21 protein-coding genes are annotated in these 19,332 nt (G+C 68.1%); 14 read left to right on the top strand and 7 right to left on the bottom strand.

The annotated features are described in order from the left end of the window. Window positions 1–382 precede the first annotated feature (382 nt). Both D893_RS03195 and D893_RS03200 read left to right on the top strand, forming a co-directional pair. Window positions 383–952: a YggT family protein gene (locus tag D893_RS03195; RefSeq protein WP_018947582.1), complete on the top strand. Its 570-nt coding sequence runs from the start codon at window positions 383–385 to the stop codon at window positions 950–952. A gap of 114 nt (window positions 953–1,066) precedes the next feature. Then, window positions 1,067–1,519: a DUF4426 domain-containing protein gene (locus D893_RS03200; RefSeq protein WP_026279470.1), complete on the top strand. Its 453-nt coding sequence runs from the start codon at window positions 1,067–1,069 to the stop codon at window positions 1,517–1,519. Window positions 1,520–1,563: 44 nt separating this feature from the next. On the opposite strand, the gene D893_RS03205 is transcribed toward D893_RS03200, so the two are convergent. Further along, window positions 1,564–2,229, bottom strand: coding sequence for a sulfite exporter TauE/SafE family protein (locus D893_RS03205; protein ID WP_018947583.1), 666 nt, complete (start codon window positions 2,227–2,229; stop codon window positions 1,564–1,566). Between the two features lie 15 nt (window positions 2,230–2,244). Further along, window positions 2,245–2,739: a TerB family tellurite resistance protein gene (locus D893_RS03210; RefSeq protein ID WP_018947584.1), complete on the bottom strand. Its 495-nt coding sequence runs from the start codon at window positions 2,737–2,739 to the stop codon at window positions 2,245–2,247. A 125-nt stretch (window positions 2,740–2,864) separates the two neighbouring features. Between D893_RS03210 and D893_RS03215 the strand changes: the two genes are divergently transcribed. After that, window positions 2,865–3,506 (top strand): 7-cyano-7-deazaguanine synthase, encoded by a 642-nt coding sequence (locus tag D893_RS03215; protein WP_110619129.1) that lies wholly within the window; start codon window positions 2,865–2,867, stop codon window positions 3,504–3,506. Continuing rightward, complete coding sequence (locus tag D893_RS03220) at window positions 3,503–3,754, top strand: hypothetical protein (protein WP_024329640.1); 252 nt, start codon at window positions 3,503–3,505, stop codon at window positions 3,752–3,754. Before D893_RS03215 ends, D893_RS03220 begins: the two co-directional genes overlap by 4 nt. Here D893_RS03220 and D893_RS03225 read toward each other — a convergent pair. Beyond that, window positions 3,747–4,451 carry an HAD family hydrolase gene (locus D893_RS03225; RefSeq protein WP_018947587.1) on the bottom strand — a complete coding sequence of 235 codons (705 nt, stop codon included), beginning with the start codon at window positions 4,449–4,451 and terminating at the stop codon, window positions 3,747–3,749. The genes D893_RS03220 and D893_RS03225 overlap by 8 nt on opposite strands. A 31-nt stretch (window positions 4,452–4,482) precedes the next feature. On the opposite strand from D893_RS03225, the gene D893_RS03230 reads away from it, so the two are divergent. The 3 genes from D893_RS03230 to cysQ are packed head-to-tail and all read left to right on the top strand — an operon-like array spanning window position 4,483 to window position 6,700. Continuing rightward, entirely contained in the window at window positions 4,483–5,244 is a 762-nt protein-coding gene (locus tag D893_RS03230; RefSeq protein WP_110619130.1) for an alpha/beta hydrolase, read from the top strand. Window positions 5,245–5,300: 56 nt separating this feature from the next. Then, window positions 5,301–5,852, top strand: coding sequence for an ADP compounds hydrolase NudE (gene nudE, locus D893_RS03235; protein ID WP_018947589.1), 552 nt, complete (start codon window positions 5,301–5,303; stop codon window positions 5,850–5,852). After that, on the top strand, window positions 5,849–6,700 hold the full coding sequence (cysQ, locus tag D893_RS03240) for a 3'(2'),5'-bisphosphate nucleotidase CysQ (protein WP_018947590.1): 852 nt from the start codon (window positions 5,849–5,851) through the stop codon (window positions 6,698–6,700). Before nudE ends, cysQ begins: the two co-directional genes overlap by 4 nt. A gap of 1 nt (window position 6,701) precedes the next feature. Here cysQ and ppsR read toward each other — a convergent pair whose 3' ends face one another. Next, window positions 6,702–7,535, bottom strand: a complete 834-nt coding sequence (gene ppsR / locus D893_RS03245; RefSeq protein ID WP_018947591.1) for a pyruvate, phosphate dikinase/phosphoenolpyruvate synthase regulator — start codon at window positions 7,533–7,535, stop codon at window positions 6,702–6,704. A gap of 5 nt (window positions 7,536–7,540) precedes the next feature. Continuing rightward, complete coding sequence (ppsA, locus tag D893_RS03250; protein WP_110619131.1) at window positions 7,541–9,916, bottom strand: phosphoenolpyruvate synthase; 2,376 nt, start codon at window positions 9,914–9,916, stop codon at window positions 7,541–7,543. 91 nt (window positions 9,917–10,007) lie between these two features. Here ppsA and D893_RS03255 point away from each other — a divergent pair, with 91 nt between their 5' ends. The 7 genes from D893_RS03255 (at window position 10,008) to D893_RS03285 (ending at window position 18,575) form a co-directional block, all read left to right on the top strand. Next, a complete protein-coding gene (locus tag D893_RS03255; protein ID WP_110619132.1) occupies window positions 10,008–10,559 on the top strand; it encodes an ATP-dependent zinc protease in 552 nt (183 codons plus the stop codon). Then, entirely contained in the window at window positions 10,556–12,091 is a 1,536-nt protein-coding gene (locus tag D893_RS03260; RefSeq protein WP_110619133.1) for an inactive transglutaminase family protein, read from the top strand. The genes D893_RS03255 and D893_RS03260 overlap by 4 nt, the downstream gene beginning before the upstream one ends. Next, entirely contained in the window at window positions 12,091–13,104 is a 1,014-nt protein-coding gene (locus D893_RS03265) for an alpha-L-glutamate ligase-like protein (protein WP_018947595.1), read from the top strand. The genes D893_RS03260 and D893_RS03265 overlap by 1 nt, the downstream gene beginning before the upstream one ends. Window positions 13,105–13,136: 32 nt before the next feature. Beyond that, window positions 13,137–16,196 carry a PAS domain S-box protein gene (locus D893_RS03270; RefSeq protein ID WP_246863871.1) on the top strand — a complete coding sequence of 1,020 codons (3,060 nt, stop codon included), beginning with the start codon at window positions 13,137–13,139 and terminating at the stop codon, window positions 16,194–16,196. A 95-nt stretch (window positions 16,197–16,291) separates the two neighbouring features. Then, window positions 16,292–16,747 carry a response regulator gene (locus D893_RS03275; protein ID WP_018947597.1) on the top strand — a complete coding sequence of 152 codons (456 nt, stop codon included), beginning with the start codon at window positions 16,292–16,294 and terminating at the stop codon, window positions 16,745–16,747. Beyond that, the gene (locus D893_RS03280; RefSeq protein WP_110619135.1) at window positions 16,744–18,045 is read left to right on the top strand and encodes a diguanylate cyclase; all 1,302 of its coding nucleotides are present in this window, start codon (window positions 16,744–16,746) and stop codon (window positions 18,043–18,045) included. The genes D893_RS03275 and D893_RS03280 overlap by 4 nt, the downstream gene beginning before the upstream one ends. Before the next feature lie 53 nt (window positions 18,046–18,098). Beyond that, complete coding sequence (locus tag D893_RS03285) at window positions 18,099–18,575, top strand: Fur family transcriptional regulator (RefSeq protein ID WP_110619136.1); 477 nt, start codon at window positions 18,099–18,101, stop codon at window positions 18,573–18,575. Here D893_RS03285 and D893_RS03290 read toward each other — a convergent pair. Both D893_RS03290 and D893_RS03295 read right to left on the bottom strand, forming a co-directional pair. After that, window positions 18,563–19,018 carry a type II toxin-antitoxin system VapC family toxin gene (locus D893_RS03290; RefSeq protein WP_110619137.1) on the bottom strand — a complete coding sequence of 152 codons (456 nt, stop codon included), beginning with the start codon at window positions 19,016–19,018 and terminating at the stop codon, window positions 18,563–18,565. The two genes, D893_RS03285 and D893_RS03290, sit on opposite strands and share 13 nt — an antisense overlap. Next, entirely contained in the window at window positions 19,018–19,254 is a 237-nt protein-coding gene (locus D893_RS03295; protein WP_110619138.1) for a type II toxin-antitoxin system prevent-host-death family antitoxin, read from the bottom strand. The genes D893_RS03290 and D893_RS03295 overlap by 1 nt, the downstream gene beginning before the upstream one ends. Between the last annotated feature and the right edge of the window lie 78 nt (window positions 19,255–19,332).

The following is a 19,332-nucleotide window of genomic DNA, read 5'->3' on the forward strand; positions in this document are numbered from 1 at the left end:
CTAGGGAAACACTGATCAATGTACACGCTCGCGTTGGCACCCCGGGTTTTCCGAGACAAGGCGCGGTACGCAGCCGGTAGTGGTTCTACCGGCAAGGGCCGCAACGCAGGATCGGGGAACCCGGGGTGCCAACCCCCACAAGTTATTGAATGCAGGGGCTCGGCCGCTTTTGCGCGCGCACGGCGTTGCGGCTCCCTTGTGCAGAATGACTGCACGGCGGTCGCCGCGCCTTGTTCCCACGCAAAAGCGACTCGAGCGCGAGCGTGTACATTGATCAGTGTTTCCCTAACGGGACCACCCCGGCCATATCCCTTGGCTTCCCGACAACCCTGGAGGAAAATACGCGTCTTCATTCGCGCCGCGCAGACCGCCAGGAGCCAGCATGAACCCCGGAGCCATGACCACCGGCCAGGAGATCCTTAACTTCCTTATCGGCGTTGCCTTCGGCATCGCCATCATCCTGCTGATGCTGCGGGTCATCTTCGGGCTGGTGCGGGCCGACTACCGCAACCCGATCTCGCAGACCATCCTGATGCTGACCACGCCGCCGCTGAACCTGCTGCGGCCGATCATCCCCTCCATCGGGCGCGTCGACACGGCAGCCATCGTGCTGATGGTCGTCCTCAAATTCCTGGAACTGTGGCTGCGCGTTGCCGTACTGGGCATGGAAGCCGACCCGGTGATTCTGCTGCTGGTGGCCATACGCGAACTCCTGATCACTGCGATCTGGGTATTCATCATCGCCCTGATCGTCGAGGTCGTGATGAGCTGGGTGCAGGCCGGCGGCGGGGGCGGATACAACCCTATCGCGCGACTCGCGGCCGACGTGAACCGCCCCATTCTCGGCCCGCTGCGGCGCATGCTCCCGTCCACCGGGGCCATCGACTTCTCGCCGATGATTGCCCTGGTCGGGCTGTATATCCTGACCATCATCGTGCGCGGGATCTTCTGAGACCCGGCTGCGCAAATAGTGCCAGAAGGACTAGACTCGAAATCAGGGGCGGAACCCGCCGCCCGGCTCCGGTATGGATCCCGGGGCATGGTTCAAGCGAATGAGGAGTCCGATATGACAAGAGTGCAGCGTGTTCTCGGTGGCGTCGTCTCGATCGTGGCCGCCCTCGCCCTCGGCAGTTCGGTGGCGAACGCGAACGAGACCGGGTTCGACGATCACGTGGTCTATTACAACGTCATCAACACCACCTTCCTGTCGCCCGAAGTTGCGCGTGCCTATGACGTCCGTCGCAGCAGCAACCGTGCAATGATCAACGTCACCGTCATGGAACGCACCGATGACGGTCTGCAGGCCGTTTCCGCCGATGTCAGCGGCAACGCGGTCAACATGAATCAGCAGTCGCGCAGCCTGCGCTTTCGCGAGATCGAGGACGGCGACGCGATCTACCACCTCTCGGAAATGACGGTGCGCGCGGGCGAAGAAATGACCTTCAATCTGGAGATCACGCCCGCGGGGTCGGACGAGGTCCTGCCGATCGAGTTCGAGCAGAAGTTCTACGTCGACTGAAGTCCGTGCCCGGGGCGGGGCTGCACCCGCCGCTCCGGGCCGTTCTAGACCAGCAGAACCACCAGCATCCCGACCCCGTACAGGGCGATGGCCGCTCCCGCGACCCGGCGCACCCAGGGCCGACGCACGAAACCCGCCAGCTTCGCCGCGAACACCCCCATCAGCAGCAGGTTGGGCAGCGTCCCCAGCGCGAACGCCGCCATCAGCGCCGCACCCTCCAGCGCGCCGCCGGCGCTCAGCGACCAGGCCAGCACGCTGTAGACCAGACCGCAGGGCAGCCAGCCCCACAGCCCGCCAACCACCAGCGCCTGCCCCGGATTGCGCACCGGCAGAAAGCGCCGGCCCAGCGGCTCGATGCGCCGCCACAGCACGCCGCCCACCTGCTCCAGCCGCGCCAGCACCGGCCACCACCCGGCGATGTAGAGTCCCAGCAGGATCAGGAAGATCGCGGCCACCACCTGCAGGATGGTCTGCCCCGCGGGCAGCCCCCCGAGCAGCGTGGCACCCAGCCACCCCGCCAGCGCCCCGGCGATGACATAGCTGGTCATGCGGCCGATGTTGTAACCCAGCAGCAGCGGCCACACCGGGCCACGGCGCCCGGCATGCCCCATGGAAATGGCCCCCACGATGCCGCCGCACATCCCGAGGCAGTGCACACCGCCGAGGATGCCCACCGCGGCGGCCGCCAGCAGCGTACCCGGATCAGCCATGATGTCGTGCGACCGTCATTCCCGGCCGCCCTGTTCTTCCGGTGCCTCGCCGCGCTCCTCCAGCACCGCCAGCTTGGTGCGGATGAACGTGGCATGCGGCACGTACAGCAGGTCCGCCAGCCGCCGGATCACCGCCTCCTGGCGCTTGTGCAGTTCGTCGTTGGCCAGCGCCGAGCGCCACAGGCCTTTCATGATCGCCGCCTTCTGATCGGCATCGAAGGCAGCGTTCACCTCGCGCACCACCGGATGCAGGGAGACCAGCGCATCGCTCTTTTCCCGTGCGATGTCCAGCAGGGCATCGGCCGCCTCGTCGTCCAGTCCGAACATCTCGACCAGGTTGGCGCGCACGGTCTCCAGCTCCGCATCCACCAGCTGGAAGTCGGCACGGCACACCTCCATCATCAGCGCGGCCGCGGCGCGCTGCAGGCGCTCCTGTTCGTCGCCGGTCTCGCTGTCACTGCGTTCGGCGCGCATCAGCTGCTGCCAGCGCGCCCGCAACTGCTCAATCATCGTCTGTCTGCTCCCGGTGAAGTCCCATCAATGAGGCCACGACCATGCCCCCGGGTTCCGCGGCTCCCACCCCGTCCCCGTCCCGGTCTCTGGCGACGTTCCCGCGCGGCGCATAATTTGTAGCCATGAACCCGGAACCCGACCTGCTCCTGCTCTCCGGCGGCGTCGAAAGCGCCGCCCTGCTGCGCCGGTGGTGCGCCGAAAACCGCCCCGTCATCGCCACCTGGGCCGACTATGGCCAGCGCAATGCCGCGCGTGAGCGGGCCGCGGTCCTCGCCCTGGCCGAAGCCGAGGGCGTGCGCCTGAAAACCGTGGAAACCGGGGCCCTGCGCGAGGCGTTCACCCGGCGTGCCGACTGGGTCGGGCATGTCCCGCTGCCGCAGCGCAATCTGCTGATCCTGGCGCTCGCGGTCAATCTGGCCCAGCACCACGGTGCCGGACGCATCCTGCTCGCGCTCAACCGCGAGGACGCCGGGCACGGTCCGGGCAGCCGCGCGGCCTTCCTGCAGGACTTCGGCTCGCTGGCCGCCCGGCTGGTTCCCGGCCTGTCGGTGGCCGCCCCGCTGCAGGAACTCGGCAAGGCCGATATCATCCGCCGGGGCGGACAGGACGGAGTGCCATGGCGCCTGACCTGGAGCTGCCTGCTGGGTCAGGAACGCCATTGCGGCCGCTGCCCCCAGTGCCACGCCCGCCAGGCCGCCTTCGCCGCGGCCGACGTCCCCGACCCGACCGACTACCGCCAGCCACCCGGACCGCAGACACCATGACCGAAGAAACCCCGCGCCACATCCTCGAACGCCTGGAAATCGCCATCCTGACCGGCGAAACCCTGCAGCTGCACTGGGCCGGGCCCGATGCCGGGCCCGATGCCGGCCGCGCCTGGATGGGTCGGGTTACCCCGCACGAGGTCACCGCGGACGACCACGGGCATCACTGGCTGGAAGGCACCTGCGAGGGCGAGGCCGTGCACATCCGTCTGGACCGGATCCGCAACATGCCCACGCCGGTCAAGTGAGCCCGTCCAGCAGATCCGAAAGGTCCTCCAGCAGCGCCCACTCGTCGCTGTTCATCGGGGCACCGCGCTCGTCCGGATAGCGCATCCCGCGCAGCTGGCCAATACCCGCCTCGCGCGCGCTGGCCAGGGCATGCAGGTTGTCATCCACCAACAGGGTCCGGGCCGGATCGTGCGGAGCGACAGCCTGCAGCCGCTCCCAGAAGACCGTCTCCTCCTTGGCACAGAACAGCTCGTGGGCAGAGACGATACGGTCGAGATGGTCCCCGATCCCGGTCAGGCGGTGCTTGAAGGCATACACCTCGGGATGGGCGTTGGTCACCAGCACCCGTTCCCGCCCGCTGGCGGCGATCCGGTCCAGGACCTCGACGGCGTGCGGCTTGATGGCCACGTGATGGGCAAGCTCGCGCTTGAGCGCGAGCACGTCGAGACCGGTGAAATGCGTCCAGTGGTCGACGCAGTACCACTCCAGCCGCCCGCGCACCCGCTGCATCTCGTCTTCCAGCCGCCGGCGCGCGCATTCCGGGTCATCGGGCTGGCAGCGCATGTATTCCTGCGGGATCAGCTCCCCCCAGAACCGGTTGTCGAAGTGCAGGTCCAGCAGCGTGCCGTCCATGTCGAACAGCACGGTATCCACCCGCGACCAGTCCACCGGCGCGGCGGGCGTCTCGGGATTTTTCGCGCGGGTCTGCGAGTCCATGAGATGTGGGGAAGCAACGACGGGATTGACGATGCACAGAATAACCGAAACACGAATGGCACGCGGACCCGGCGCGATTGCGACGGGGCTGATCCTGGCCCTGGGCGGCGCCCTGGCGACGGCACCCGCCATGGCCATGGACCCGGATGACCCGGACTACGACCCGCTGGAGGACGACAGCCTGTGGGAGGACGGTCCCCCGGGCCCCGGTCAGGTGGATCCCGAGGACGCCCAGACCACCAGCCCGGAACTGCGGATCTACGCCGAACCGCCGGAAGAGCGCGACACACCGCTGCATCACCACGACAACCACCTGACCCTCGACGAAGACAGCCTGAACGACGGATGGGTGCGGCTGCGCCAGTGCCACAGTGGCCTGGCCGAGATCAGCCGCATGTCCATCGTGTACAATGAGCCGAACATCCGGGGCCTGCGAGTGGCCAGCGCCGACGAGGTCGAAGATGCCTGGGCCGAGGACGACCGGGTCGTCGTCATCGGCGTCACCGAGGCCTCGGAGCTGTGTGTCGAAGCCGAGATGCGGGTGGTCGAGAGCCGGGGCAACGGCGAGTACGTACTGGAGAACGGGCCGTTCATGCGCCGCTTCCTGGACGGCTACTTCCCCATGCGCGTGACGCTCACGCTGTCCTGGGGCGATCTGGACCTGACGCTGGAAGACACGGCCCCCGAACGACAGCCCGGCGTGGACGTCCGGGGTTTCGAGCACGGCATGATCCTGGATACCACCTTCGAAGGCGAGCTGGAGACCCGGATCCGACTGAGCCGCGACGAGTGACCCGCGTCCGGGGAGCAGCCTGTCTGCCCCCGGACGCCCCGACCGATGGACCCGCAATGAGCCGCGACAAGCCCGCCGTCCACGAACGCCGCACGGTGGCCCGAAGCCGCCTGTTCGAAGTGGAGGAGCTGGACCTGGAATTCAGCAACGGGGCCCATGCCTGTTTCGAGCGCCTGGTCAGCCGCGGCAACGGGGCCGTGATCATCGCCCCGGTACGCGACGATGGCCATGTCCTCCTGATCCGCGAATACGCCGCCGGCACCCACCGCTACGAACTCGGCCTCCCCAAGGGGCGCATGGAGCGCGGGGAGGAGATCATCGCCGCGGCCAACCGCGAGATCATGGAGGAGGTCGGTTATGCCGGGCGCCGCCTGACGGCGATGGGCAGCCTGACCGTGGCCCCCGGCTACATGAGCCATCAGACCCATCTGGTCCTGGCCGAGGACCTCTACGAGCAGCGCGCCGAGGGTGACGAACCCGAGGCCATCGAGGTGGTGCCCTGGCCCCTGGATGCCCTGGAGGAACTGGTGCAGCGCGAAGACTGCACCGAGGCCCGTTCCATCGCCGCGCTGTACATGATCCGGGAACACCTGAGGAGCCGCCCGTGACCGAAACCGCATCCGTTGCCGTGCCCGAAGGCGCGGCCCTGTCCGCCCTGCTCAACGAGGTCGGCACCGTGGCCGAGGACGCCGGCCGCGCGATCCTCGAGATCTACGAGACCCGCTTTGCCGTCACCGAGAAGGACGACCGCTCGCCGCTCACCGAGGCCGATCTGGCCGCCCATCGCGTGATCAGCGACGGCCTGCGCGAGATCGCCCCGCAGTGGCCGGTGCTGTCGGAGGAAGGCCAGGACATCCCGTTCGCCACCCGTCAGGACTGGGACACCTACTGGCTGATCGACCCGCTGGACGGCACCCGCGAATTCGTGAAGCGCAGCGGCGAGTTCACCGTCAACATCGCCCTGATCCACAACCACGAACCGGTGCTGGGCGTGGTCTGGTGCCCGGTGCTGCAGCGCCTGTATGCCGGGCAGATCGACGGCGAAGCCTTCCGTCGCGACGGCGACGGGCCGCGCACACCCATCCGCGTGACCGCGCCGCGCACCCGGGAGGAGGCGGTTCGCGTGGCCGGCAGCCGGTCGCACGGCGCCGAGCGACTGAACGCGGTGCTGGAACGCATCGGACCGCACGAGCTGGTGAGCCTCGGCAGCTCCATGAAGCTGTGCCTGGTGGCGGAAGGCAGCGCCGACATCTACCCGCGTCTGGGACCGACCTCGGAATGGGATACCGCCGCCGCCCACGCGGTGGTGCGCGCGGCCGGCGGCCGCGTCACCGATCTGGAAGGCAACGAGTTGCGCTACAACACCCGCGAGAGCCTGCTCAACCCGGAATTCCTGGTCTGCAATGGCGACCCGGCCGACTGGCTCGCCCGCCTCGGACTGCCGGACGCCGCCTGACTCAGCGCGGCAGCTCCAGCAGGTCGCGCACCCGGGTAGCGATCTCCTCGACCGAGCGTTCGGTAACGTCCAGCTGCGGGAGCTCCCAGACTTCGAGAAAGGTTGCGATCGCCCGGGTCTCGGCCCGGCACTGCTCCAGGCTGGCGTAGCGGCTGCCCGGGCGCCGCGCCTCGCGGATCTGTGCCAGCCGCTGCGGGTGAATGGTCAGGCCGACCATGCGCCCTTCCAGCCCGCGCAGGGGCTGCGGCATGTGCGGCGTGCCGCCGTGGTCCAGATCCTCCGGCACCAGGGGGTAATTGGCCGAAAACAGTCCGTAGTTCATCGCCAGATACAGACTGGTGGGGGTCTTGCCGGAGCGCGAGGCTCCCAGCAGCACCACGTCGGCCACCGCGAGATCGGTACTGGCCAGGCCGTCGTCATGCGCCAGGGTGTAGTTCAGGGCGTCGATCCGGCGGTCGTAGCGTTCGGCATCGCCGCGCCCGTGGGCACGCCCCGCCACCGCCTCGGCCTGGGCCCCAAGGATCGCCTCCAGGCGTCCCAGGTGTTCCCCGAGCACGTCGATCACCGGCACCGGGCAATGCTCCAGCTGCGCCCGCAGCTGGCCATCGGCCAGGGTCGCCACCACCAGCGCCGGCTGCGGCCCCTCCCCGATGCGCGCGAACGCCGACGACAGCCGCCCCGGCGACTGCACGAAAGGCAGCCGGTGCCAGTCCGGCGCGAGCGCCGGGAACTGGGTGAACAGTGACCGCGCCAGGGTTTCCGCGGTGATCCCCGTGCCGTCGGACACGAGGTACACCTGCGGGCAGCGCGGCTCCTCCGGTTCGCCGCCCGCCATGGACGTCACCCCCGGCCGCCCGCCTGGCGCAGCTGCGCCAGACTCTTCCAGGTGGAGATCAGGGCATCCGGGTTCAGCGACAGCGAATCGATACCCTGTTCCATCAGCCAGCCGGCCAGCTCGGGATAGTCCGAGGGCGCCTGCCCGCAGATCCCCACGTACTTGTTTTGCCGGCGCGCCGCCTGAATGGCCATCGCCAGCAACTGTTTCACGGCCTCGTCACGCTCGTCAAAGGACTCCGCCACCAGCCCCGAGTCGCGATCGACCCCCAGAGTCAGCTGAGTCAGATCGTTGGAACCGATGGAAAACCCGTCGAAGCGCTCGAGGAAGTCATCCGCAAGCAGGGCGTTGGACGGGATCTCGCACATCATCACGACCCTGAGCCCGTTCTCGCCGCGCTTCAGGCCTTCCTCCTCCAGCACCTGCAGGACATCGTCGGCCTCCTTCAGGGTACGCACGAAGGGAACCATGATCTGCACGTTGTCCAGGCCCATCTCGTCGCGCACGCGGCGCAGGGCCTCGCACTCCATGGCAAACGCCGGACGGAAACTGGAGGCGCGATAGCGCGAAGCGCCACGGAACCCCAGCATCGGGTTTTCTTCCTCCGGCTCGTAACCGCCCCCGCCGATCAGGTGGGCATATTCATTGGACTTGAAGTCCGACAGCCGCACGATCACCGGTTCCGGCGCGAAGGCCGCCGCCAGCGTCGCAATCCCCTCGGACAGCTTGCGCACGAAGAACTCGCGGGGGCCATCGTCAAAGCCGTGCAGACGTTCGGCGATCCGCTCGCGCACCGCCGGCTCCAGGCGCTGCGGATCCTCGGCGTAGTCCAGCAGCGCCAGCGGATGCACGCCGATGGTGCCGTTGATGATGAACTCCAGCCGCGCCAGACCGATGCCCGCGTGCGGCAGCTGCGAGAAGGCGTAGGCGCGCCCGGGGTTGGCGACGTTGAGCATCAGCTTGAGCGGGAGCTCCGGCAACTGTTCCGGAGAGGCCTTCTCCACCTCGAAGGAGATATGCCCCGGATACACGTGGCCGTCGTCCCCCTCGGCGCAGGACACCGTGGCCTCGAAGCCGTCGCTCAGCTTTTCGGTGGCATCGCCGCAGCCGACCACCGCCGGCACGCCCATCTCGCGCGCGATGATCGCCGCGTGACAGGTGCGCCCGCCGCGGTTGGTCACGATGGCCGCGGACCGCTTCATGATCGGCTCCCAGTCGGGATCGGTCATGTCCGCGACCAGGATGTCGCCCTCCTCCATGCGGTGCATCTCGTCGGGCGACTCCAGCACCCGCACCACGCCGCTGCCGATGCGCGAACCGATCGCACGTCCGGTCACCAGTGGCTCGACATCGTGCGCACCCAGCTTGTAGGTCTCGCCGCCGCCTATCTCCACGCGGCTCTCCACCGTCTCCGGGCGCGCCTGCACGATGAACAGCTCGCCGGTCTCCCCGTCCTGCGCCCACTCGATGTCCATCGGCCGGCCGTAGTGCTGCTCGATCGCCACCGCGAAACGGCCCAGCTGCTCCGCGTCGCCATCCGACAGGCAGAAACGCCGGCGCAGTTCTTCCGGGGTATCCTCGGTCTGCGTGCCGTCCTCGGTCAGCACCATGCGGATCGCCTTGGTGCCCAGCGTGCGCCCGATCACCGCGCGCTTGCCGGCCGCCAGCGCCGGCTTGTACACCTGATATTCGTCGGGGTTCACCGAACCCTGCACCACGGTCTCGCCCAGGCCCCAGGCGCCGGTAATGAACACCGCGTCGCGGAAACCGGTTTCGGTATCCAGGGTAAAGATGACCCCGGAGGCGCCGATGTCCGAGCGCACCATGCGCTGCACCCCGGCGGACAGCGCCACCTCGTCGTGGGCAAAGCCATTATGTACGCGGTAGGCGATGGCACGGTCGTTGTACAGGCTGGCGAAGCACTCGCGCACCCGCTGCAGCAGGGCCTCGATGCCGCGCACGTTGAGGAAGGTCTCCTGCTGGCCGGCAAACGAGGCCTCGGGCAGGTCCTCGGCGGTGGCCGACGAGCGCACCGCCACCGGCACGTCCTCGCCCAGCTTCGCGTAATGCTCGCGGATCGCGTCTTCCAGCTCCGCGGGCAGCGGGGCGGCCTCGATCCAGCCGCGCACCTCGCGCCCGGCGGCGCGCAGGGCCTCGATGTCGTTGATGTCCAGCCCGGACAGGCGTTCCTTGATGCGGGTATCCAGTCCGTCGCGGGCGAGGAACGTGCGAAACGCCGACGCGGTAGTGGCAAAACCGCCCGGCACCCGCACCCCGGCGGCCCCCAGCTGCCCCAGCAGCTCGCCCAGCGAGGCGTTCTTGCCACCGGTCTCGGCAACGTCATTCATGGTCAGGTCGGCGAGGTCGATCACCCAGCTCATGGCCGGCTCCTTGTCATGTGAATCGTGTCAGGGCGCATCGTCCGGGCATGCAATATCATCCATGGCTTCATCCCGAGCCATCGTCGACTGTATGCGCCCGACCGTCAGTGTACCCAAATCGGCCGCGGTTTTTGTGGCCCTGCTCACGGCCGTGGCGCACGCCCCCTCGATCGCGGGAACGCCTTCCTCCCTGACCATTCTCGGCACCGTGGAAGACGCCACTATCCTCGAAGAGGACATCACCCTGGAGGGACGCCTGGATACCGGCGCCACTTCCTCCTCTCTCAACGCGCTACAGCAGGAGACATTCGAGCGCGATGACGCGGAATGGATCCGCTTCGAGATCATCGATCCGCACAACGAAGACGCCCGCATCACCCTGGAGCGCCCCATCGAACGCAGCGCCCGCATCCGCCAGCATAGTGGCGAACTCGACGAACGGCACGTCGTGCGCCTCGAACTGTGCCTCGGCGACCGGAAGATCGAAGCCGACACCACCCTGGTGGACCGCACGGAACTCACCTACCAGCTGCTGGTGGGCCGCAGCCACATGGCCGGGCACATCCTGGTGGACTCCGGCCACGAACACCTGCTGCCACCGGACTGCCCGGCGGACGAAGACAGCAGTGACGCCGACGAATGAAACGGTTCCATCTGCCCCTGCTGATCCTGCTCCTGCTGGGGGCGGGCCTCGGCATCTTTCTCTACAAGGCCACCCTGCTCGACATGCCCCTGCAGCCGGGTGCGACGGCCGACACCTGGGTGGTGGAATCGCGCATCCGTTTCCAGCCGACCGGCGGCGCAGCCGACGTTCGGCTGAGCATCCCCGAACGGCTCCCGAACTTCGCCCGGCTGGACGAGAACTTCATCTCCCGGGGTTACGGCCTGACCACCTCGCACGGGACGGATGACCGGATCGCGCAGTGGACCTCGCGCGACCCGCGCGGAGAGCAGACGCTCTATTACCGCACCACGCTCTATCGCGACGCCAGCGCCGGCCCCCATGCGGAGTACCCCGGACCGGTGGCGCCCCGCGAATGGGACGAACCCTTCGATTCGGCCGCCGAGGCCCTGATCCAGAGCGTGCGCGAACGCTCCTCCGGCATCCAGAGCTTTGCCACCGTGCTGGTCCGGGACCTGGGAGGCGCGGGAGCGAACGGCAACGCGTCGCTGTTCGTGATGGATGACGGCGACCGCGAACTGCGCACGCAGACCCTGATCGACCTGCTCTCCGTCGCCCGCATCCCCGCCCGCGCGGTCACGGTCATCGCGCTGCGCGACGGGCATCGCAATATCGAGCCGGAGACCTGGCTGGAGGTGCACAACACCGAGCGCTGGGTTCCGGTGCATCCGCTGAACGGCAACATCGACTACCCCGACGACGTGGTGGTCTGGAGCCATGGCGACGCGCCGATCCTCGAGGTCCGTAACGGCACCGGAGAAGAACTGCGCTTCGCGGTGACCCGCAGCGTGCAGGACGCGCTGGGCACCGCTCAGCGTCTGGGGGAGACCCTGGACACCCGCATCCTCGATTTCTCGCCGCTGGAACTGCCGCTGGGCACGCAGAACACCTATCGCGTGCTGCTGATGGTCCCGCTGGGGGCCATGATCATCGTGCTGCTGCGCAACGTGATCGGCATCCAGACCTTCGGCACGTTCATGCCGGTGCTGATCGCCCTGTCCTTTCGCGAGACCCAGCTGCTGGCCGGGGTCATCCTGTTCACCCTGATCGTCTCGCTCGGGCTGGCGGTACGTTTCTACCTGGAACACCTGCGGCTCCTGCTGGTACCCCGCCTGGCCGCCGTGGTCAGCGTGGTCATCATGCTGATGCTGGGGCTGTCCATCCTGGCCCACCACTTGGGGCTGGAGCGTGCCCTGGCCCTGTCGCTGTTCCCGATGGTGATCCTGGCCATGACCATCGAGCGCATGTCGGTGGTATGGGAAGAACACGGCCCGGCCGATGCCATCTCCCAGGGGGTCGGCAGCCTGATCGTGGCTGCGGCGGCCTATGGCCTGATGGCCAGTCGCCAGCTCGAACACCTGCTGTTCGTGTTCCCCGAACTCCTGCTGGTCATCCTCGCCGTGACCCTGCTGCTCGGGCGTTACACCGGCTACCGCCTGACCGAGCTGGCCCGCTTCGGGAAGATGCAGGACGCCCTGAGGAAACCCGACTGATGGCCGGCTGGTGGCCCCGTTTCGTGCGCCCGTCGACCCTGCGCCGGCAGGGCATCCTCGGCATGAATGCGCGCAACGGCCTGTACATCGCCGAATACAACGCACGGCGCCACTATCCGCGCGTGGACGACAAGCGGATGACCAAGCAGCTGGCCAGCGCCGCGGGCCTGGCCGTGCCGGAGCTCATCGGTGTCATTCACGGTCACCACCAGCTGCGCGGCCTGGAACGGCAACTGCGCGAATATGCGAACGGCTTTGTCATCAAACCGGCCCATGGCGCGGCCGGCGACGGGATCATGGTGATCTCCGGCTGGCGCGGTGAGCGGCTCCGCCGGGCCGGCGGGCGCATGCTCGAGATCAGCGAGCTGCAGGACCATGTGTCCGGGATCCTGTCCGGGATGTACAGCCTCGGCGGGCGTCCGGACGTGGCACTGATCGAGGAACGCGTGGAGTTCTCCGAGATCTTCGCCGAGGTGACCCATACCGGTGTTCCGGATATCCGCACGGTGGTCTATCGCGGCTATCCTGTGATGGCCATGCTGCGCCTGCCGACGCAGGAATCGGACGGCAAGGCCAACCTCCACCAGGGGGCGGTGGGCACCGGCATCGACCTCGCAAGCGGACATACCCTGGGTGGCGTGCAGCACAACCAGCCCGTATGGGCTCACCCGGACACCGAAGCCAGCCTGGTGGACCTGGCGATCCCGGGATGGGACAAACTCATGGAACTCGCCGCGGGCTGCTACGAACTCAGCGGCCTGGGCTATCTGGGCGTCGACGTGGTCATCGACCGCCGCCACGGCCCGCTGATTCTGGAGCTCAACGCGCGGCCGGGGCTGGCGATCCAGATCGCCAATGGCGAAGGCCTCCGCCCGCGCCTGCGCGCGGTCGACGAACACATTCGCAAGACCGCCGAAGAACCCCAGGCGGCGCGTGCGGCCTGGGCCGCCGCCCGTTTCGGCTGCCGCCCCGCCGGCTTCGGCGCCGTACCGCACAAACGCCACGCCGACTGACGCTGCCCCCGCCTCGTGCGGGCAGACGCTGCGTGGCAGAATTGGCGGCCCTGTCTCCCGACCGCCGCCCGATCTTTGGCGGGCAACACGCCATGGACCCCGAGAACACGCATTCCGCCTTCTTCGAACACGCCCCGGTCGGCATGGCCGTCGTGGACGCCGACGGGTGTCTGCGCGCCGCCAACCGGCGCCTGTCCGGGCTGCTGGCTCGGGAAGCGGACGTCCTCGTCGGGCAGACGCTGACGCAGTGGGTGGCCTCCGCCGAGGCCGACCGGGTGGCGGCCGCGATCCATTCGCTCACTTACGGCGAGACCGGCGAGTGGCGCGACGAATGCCGCCTGCTCCCCCGGCAGGGACCGCCGCTGTGGGTGGAACTGGCGCTGAGCCGCCTGCCCGACGCCGATGATGGCGCGGCGCGTCTGGCCCTGACCGCCACCGACATCGACGCGCGCAAGGCCAGCGAGGCCGAGCGCGACGAACTCGAACATTTCTACCAGCAGACGTTCACCAACAATGTCGCGGTCAAGCTGCTGATCGACCCGGACGACGGCCGCATCGTCGACGCCAATCCCGCCGCCGAGACCTTCTACGGCTGGTCGATCGAAGAGCTGAAAAAACGCCCCATCCAGGCGATCAACACCCTCTCCGCCGAGGAGGTTCGGACCGAGATGGAACGGGCCGCTGAGGAGGAGCGGCTGTACTTCCGCTTTCGCCACCGCGTCGCGAGCGGTGAGATCCGCGACGTGGAGGTCTATTCCGGCCCGGTGTGGCTGCGCGGCAAGCGCTATCTGCACTCCATCATCCACGATGCCACCGACACCCGCCGCTACCTGCGGGAGCTGGAACGCTACAAGGCGATCTTCGACACCCTGCCGGTCGGGGTCTACCGCAACCTGCCGGGCCACACGGGGCAGTTCGACTACGTCAACCCGGCCATGGCGCGGATCTTCGGCGCCGGCTCCATAGCGGAACTCCTGAGCCGTTCCACCGCCGAGCTATATACCGACCCGGAGGAACGCCGCCGCTTCAGCGACGACCTCCTCGCCCGGGGCGAGGTGCATCGTCGCGAACTGGACCTGCGGACCCTGGACGGCCGTGCGATCCGGTGTGCGATCACGGCACGCGCCCACGAGACCGAACAGGGCACCGTGTTCGACGGCGTGGTGGAAGATGTCACCGAACGCCACCAGGCCGAACGCCAGCGCGAAGACCTCCTGCAGATCCTGGAAGCCGCGCCCGATTTCATCGGCATGGCCGACCCCGATGGCCGCATCCTGTATCAGAACCCTTCGTTCAACCGTGCCATGGGGTTCGCAGACTCGGCCGAGGCGAGCCTCCACGATGTCGGCGGTCTCCATCCCGAGTGGGCCCGGCGCCGCCTGCAGGAAGAGGCCCTGCCCGAGGCACGCCACAACGGCATATGGCAGGGGGAGATGGCCATTCTGGCCGGCGACGGCCGCGAGCTGCCGGTGTCACAGACCGTGGTCGCGCATTTCGACGAAACCGGCGCGGTGCGCCGCTATTCGACCATCATCCGCGACATCTCCGAGCGCGTGGCCACCGAGCAGGCGCTGCGTCAACGGGAGGCGGAGCTCAACCAGGCGCAGCGGATCGCGCGCATGGGCAGCTGGGTCTCGGATTTCCGCGTGAACGAGATCCGCTGGTCGGACGAGATCTACCGCATCTTCGGCCGCCGGCCGGAAGAAGGCCGGGTGACCCACGAGACCTTCATGGAGGCGGTCCACCCGCATGACCGAACGGCGGTGCGGGCGGCGCTGGAGGCCTCGTTCGCCGGCGAACCCTACGACATCGTGCACCGCGTGGTCCGGTCGGACGGCGAGGTCCGTACCGTGCGCGAGCGCGGCCACACCGAGTTCGACGACACGGGCCAGCCAATCCGCATGCTGGGTACGGTGCAGGACATCACCGAACAGCGTCAGCTGGAGGACAGCCTGCGGCGTCTGGTATCGATCCTCGACAGCACCCCGGACGTGGTCTCGATGCACGGTCCCGACGGGGCGATGCTCTACCTCAATGCCGCCGGTCGCCGGCTGATGGGCCTGCCGGAGCCCGAGCTCACCGACCACTGGGACCCCCAAACCGGCTGGAACCGCACCGGCCTGCCGCGCGAGATGGATACCGTGGAAGGCACCATCGAGCGCGTCCATCCGCCCTGGGCGCTGGAACGCGTCCGCACGGAGGCCCTGCCGGCCGCGATGGAACAGGGCGCATGGCAGGGCGAGACCGCACTGCTGGACGCCGAGGGCCGCGAGCGGCCGGCCTCGCAGGTATTGCTGGTCCACCATGACGCGGATGGAGCGATCGCCCAGACCTCGACCATCATCCGCGACATCTCCGAACGCAAGCGCATCGAGCGGGAACTGGAGCGTTCCAATGCCGAGCTGGAGCAGTTCGCCTACGCAGTCTCGCACGACCTGCAGGAACCGCTGCGTATCATCAACAGCTACCTCGGGCTGCTGGAGCGACGCCATGCCGACGCCCTGGACGACAAGGCGCGGCGCTACATCGACACCGCCACCGACGCGGCCGGGCGCATGCGGCAGATGATCCAGGATCTGCTGGAGTACTCCCGTGTCCAGCGCATGGGCGAGGCCTTCGCACCGGTGGACCTGGCGCGCGCACTGGACGACGCCTGCGGCAACCTGCACACGGCGATCCAGGACAGCGGGGCCCGCATTTCCCGCGATCCGCTGCCCACGGTACAGGGCGACGCCGGGCAGCTGATGCGGCTGTTCCAGAACCTGCTGTCGAATGCGATCAAGTACGGGCCACCCGATGCAGTCCCCGAGATTCACGTGGGCTGTGACGAACGGGGCGACGAATGGGAGATCCGCGTAACCGACAACGGGATCGGCATCGACCCGGAACAGAGCGAGCGTATCTTCCAGGTATTCCAGCGCCTGCACGGCCGCGCCGAATACCCGGGCACCGGGGCCGGACTGGCACTGGCGCGGCGCATTACCGAACGCCACGGCGGCCGGATCCGGGCCGAGTCGGACGGCGAGGGCCACGGCACGACGTTCCGCCTCACCCTCCCGCGGCAGCCTGCGGATGCGACCTCTGCCAGCTGAACTCCTGCGCCGAGGGGCGGGGCTATCGTCTCGACCACGCGCCAAGCGCTAGACTAAGATCTATTCCAGACTTGTCACCGCGGAACCGCAACCCGATGAACCCCGTCACCATTCTCCTGGCCGAAGACTCGCCCGAAGACGTCGAGCTGCTGCGCGAGGCCTTCGAGCACCACCGTTTCGCGGCGGAGTTGCACCCGGTGAGCGACGGGGTGGAGGCCATGGCCTATCTGCGCGGCGAGGGCGAACATGCCGGCGCGCCACAGGCCGACATGATGCTGCTGGACCTCAACATGCCGCGCATGGACGGACGCGAGGTACTGGCCGCGGTGAAGAACGACCCGAAGCTGCAGAGCCTGCCGGTAGTAATCCTCACCACCTCGAACGCCCCCGAGGACGTGACCCGGTCGTATGAGCACCGCGCCAGCGCCTTCCTGACCAAGCCCCCGGATTTTGACGCATTCCTGGAGCTCACTCGACGGCTGGGCGAGTTCTGGCTGCATGCCGCCACCCTGCCCTCGCGCGCGGGCGCAAGCGGACACTCGGTGCCATGAGCGAGTACCGACTGCTGCTGATCGAGGATAACCCCGCCGAAGCCGAGCTGGTCGAGGATCTGCTGGACGACTGCGCCGAGCGGGGCTACGTGGTGGAACGGGCCGGCCGCCTGCGCGAGGCCCTGGGGCTTCTGGAAGAGCGTCCCTTCGACATCGCCCTGCTCGACCTGGGACTGCCCGACTCACAGGGCCTGGATACCCTGCGCCTGCTGGTGGAGTCCGCGGGCGGCATCCCGGTGGTGGTCATGACCGGCCACCAGGACCGGGGTACCGGGACCGGGGCAATTCGCCTGGGGGCCCAGGACTTCCTGCCCAAGGAAGAACTGCACCCGGCCCTGCTGGCGCGCGCCCTGCACTACGCGATGGAACGCTACCGCAGCCAGCGCGAGGTGCGCCTGATGGCGACCGCCTTCGACAGTGCCCAGGCCATCGTGGTGACCGATCCTCAGGGCCGGATCCTGCGCGCGAACCATGCCTTCACACGCATCACCGGCTATGCCGAGGACGAGGTCCTCGGCAAGAATCCGCGCGTGCTGCAGTCCGGCCGCCAGGATCTGGAGTTCTACCACCGGCTGTGGACCGAACTACTGGAAAACGACCACTGGGAGGGCGAGATCTGGAACCGCCGCCGCGACGGCAGCGTTTACCCGCAATGGGAAAGCATCAGCGCCGTGCGCAATGAAGCCGGCCAGCTCGAATACTTTGTCGCCGTGTTCCACGACATCTCGGAGCAGAAGCGCCTGGAAGCGGAACTGGAACTCGAGGCCACCACCGACCGCCTGACCGGGCTGTACAACCGCCAGCGGTTCGATGCCGAGCTGGACCGGGCACTGGCCCGGACCGAGCGTTACGCCAGCGAGGCGGGTGCCATCCTGTTCGACATCGACCACTTCAAGCGCCTCAACGACACCCACGGGCACGACATCGGGGATCGCGTACTGGTCGAGCTGTCCCGTCGTGTCGCCCACTCGCTTCGGCGCGCGGATTTCCTTGCGCGCTGGGGTGGCGAGGAATTCGTGGTGCTACTTCCGGAGACCGACGCCGAGGGCGCCCGGTACATGGCGGAACGCCTGCGCCGCGAGATCGCCGCGACGCCGTTCGAAGATGCCGGGCCGGTGACCATCAGCCTCGGCGTCACGATCCTGCACCGCGACGACGACCCCGACACCCTGCTCAAGCGCCTGGACAACGCCCTTTACGATGCCAAGCACGCCGGACGCAACTGCGCGGCCTACCACCATCGCGCCCCGGGGGAAGACGCCGACGCCGAGGCCCCGCCGCTGTCGCTGTTGCAGTAAACGGTCCGGGCCGTGTTCGCCCCCGCGCGTGCATATGGATTAAGCTTGGCGGCATGACCACGGCCACCCGCCAGCACACCACCGACGACGCCGCGATCCAGCAGGCCCTGGACGAGGCCGAGCGGGTCTGCACCCGGCGCGGCGCGCGCCTGACCGAGCAGCGCCGCCGCATCCTCGAACAGATCCTGCGCACCGACGGCGTGATCAAGGCCTACGACCTGATCCACGCGCTGTCGTCCGAGGACCGCAGCATCAAGCCGCCGACGGTCTACCGCACCCTCGCCTTCCTGCTGGAACAGGGCCTGATCCACCGCATCGAGAGCCTTAACGGCTTCGTCGCCTGCAGCCACCCCGGGGAACGCCACGAATCCGCGCTGATGATCTGCGACGGCTGCGGCCGGATCATCGAGTTCCACACCCCGGACACCGCCAGCCACGCCCTGGAGGCCGCCGCGGCCGAAACCGGCTTCGCGATCGAGACCCGCACCGTGGAACTCCACGGCCTGTGCCGCGACTGTCAGTCGACCTGATCCTCCTCTGCAGGGTCCTCTCCGGGACACCGGACCGTCACGCCGAACAGCCGGGCGGCCTGCACCAGCGGGCGATCCAGCGTCACCAGCTCCGCGCCGCAGATCTCGGCAGCCGCCAGGTGCAGGGCGTCCAGCGTGCGCAACGATGAACGGCGCGTAAGCAGCCAGTGGCAGGCGCGCTCGAACACCTCCGGATCCAGCGAAACCCGGACGAAACGACCTGCCCGCAGGTCCTCCAGGAATGCCGACTCGATCCGGTTCGCCTGAGCTTCGGACAACTCGTCCATACGCACCCAGCGGGCCAGGGCCGAAGCCACCTCCACCCGTGTCAGATGACTGACCAACACCGGGCGGGTGCTCGCCTGCAACATCTGCTGAACCGGGCGGCTCGCGGCTTCTTCACGATAGTACGGCAGGACCGCGCTGGTATCGAAATAGAGCATCAGAACCGCTCTTCGTCGCGGCCCGCGCGAACCGCCTCCGCCCCTCCTTCACCACAGGGCGGCAGCTCCGCACGCAGGCCACTGCGATCCGGAAACCCCGGGAACGGGCTCCGGGGCCGCACAAGCCTTGCGACCGGCCGCCCCTGACGCTGGATCACCACCTCTTCCCCGGCCTCGACGCGATCCAGAACCCAGGCAAGCCGCTCGCGAGCCTCTCGGGCGCTGACCGTTTCCATCTGCCGTCTCCTGCTCATCGTTTGTGTACACAACCAATATACACAAGGAACCGGACCGAATCATGCCCGTTCGCGGAC

The sequence above is a fragment of the Thioalkalivibrio sp. ALE21 genome (genome assembly GCF_003208255.1).
Classification (GTDB): Bacteria; Pseudomonadota; Gammaproteobacteria; order Ectothiorhodospirales; family Ectothiorhodospiraceae; genus Thioalkalivibrio; species Thioalkalivibrio halophilus.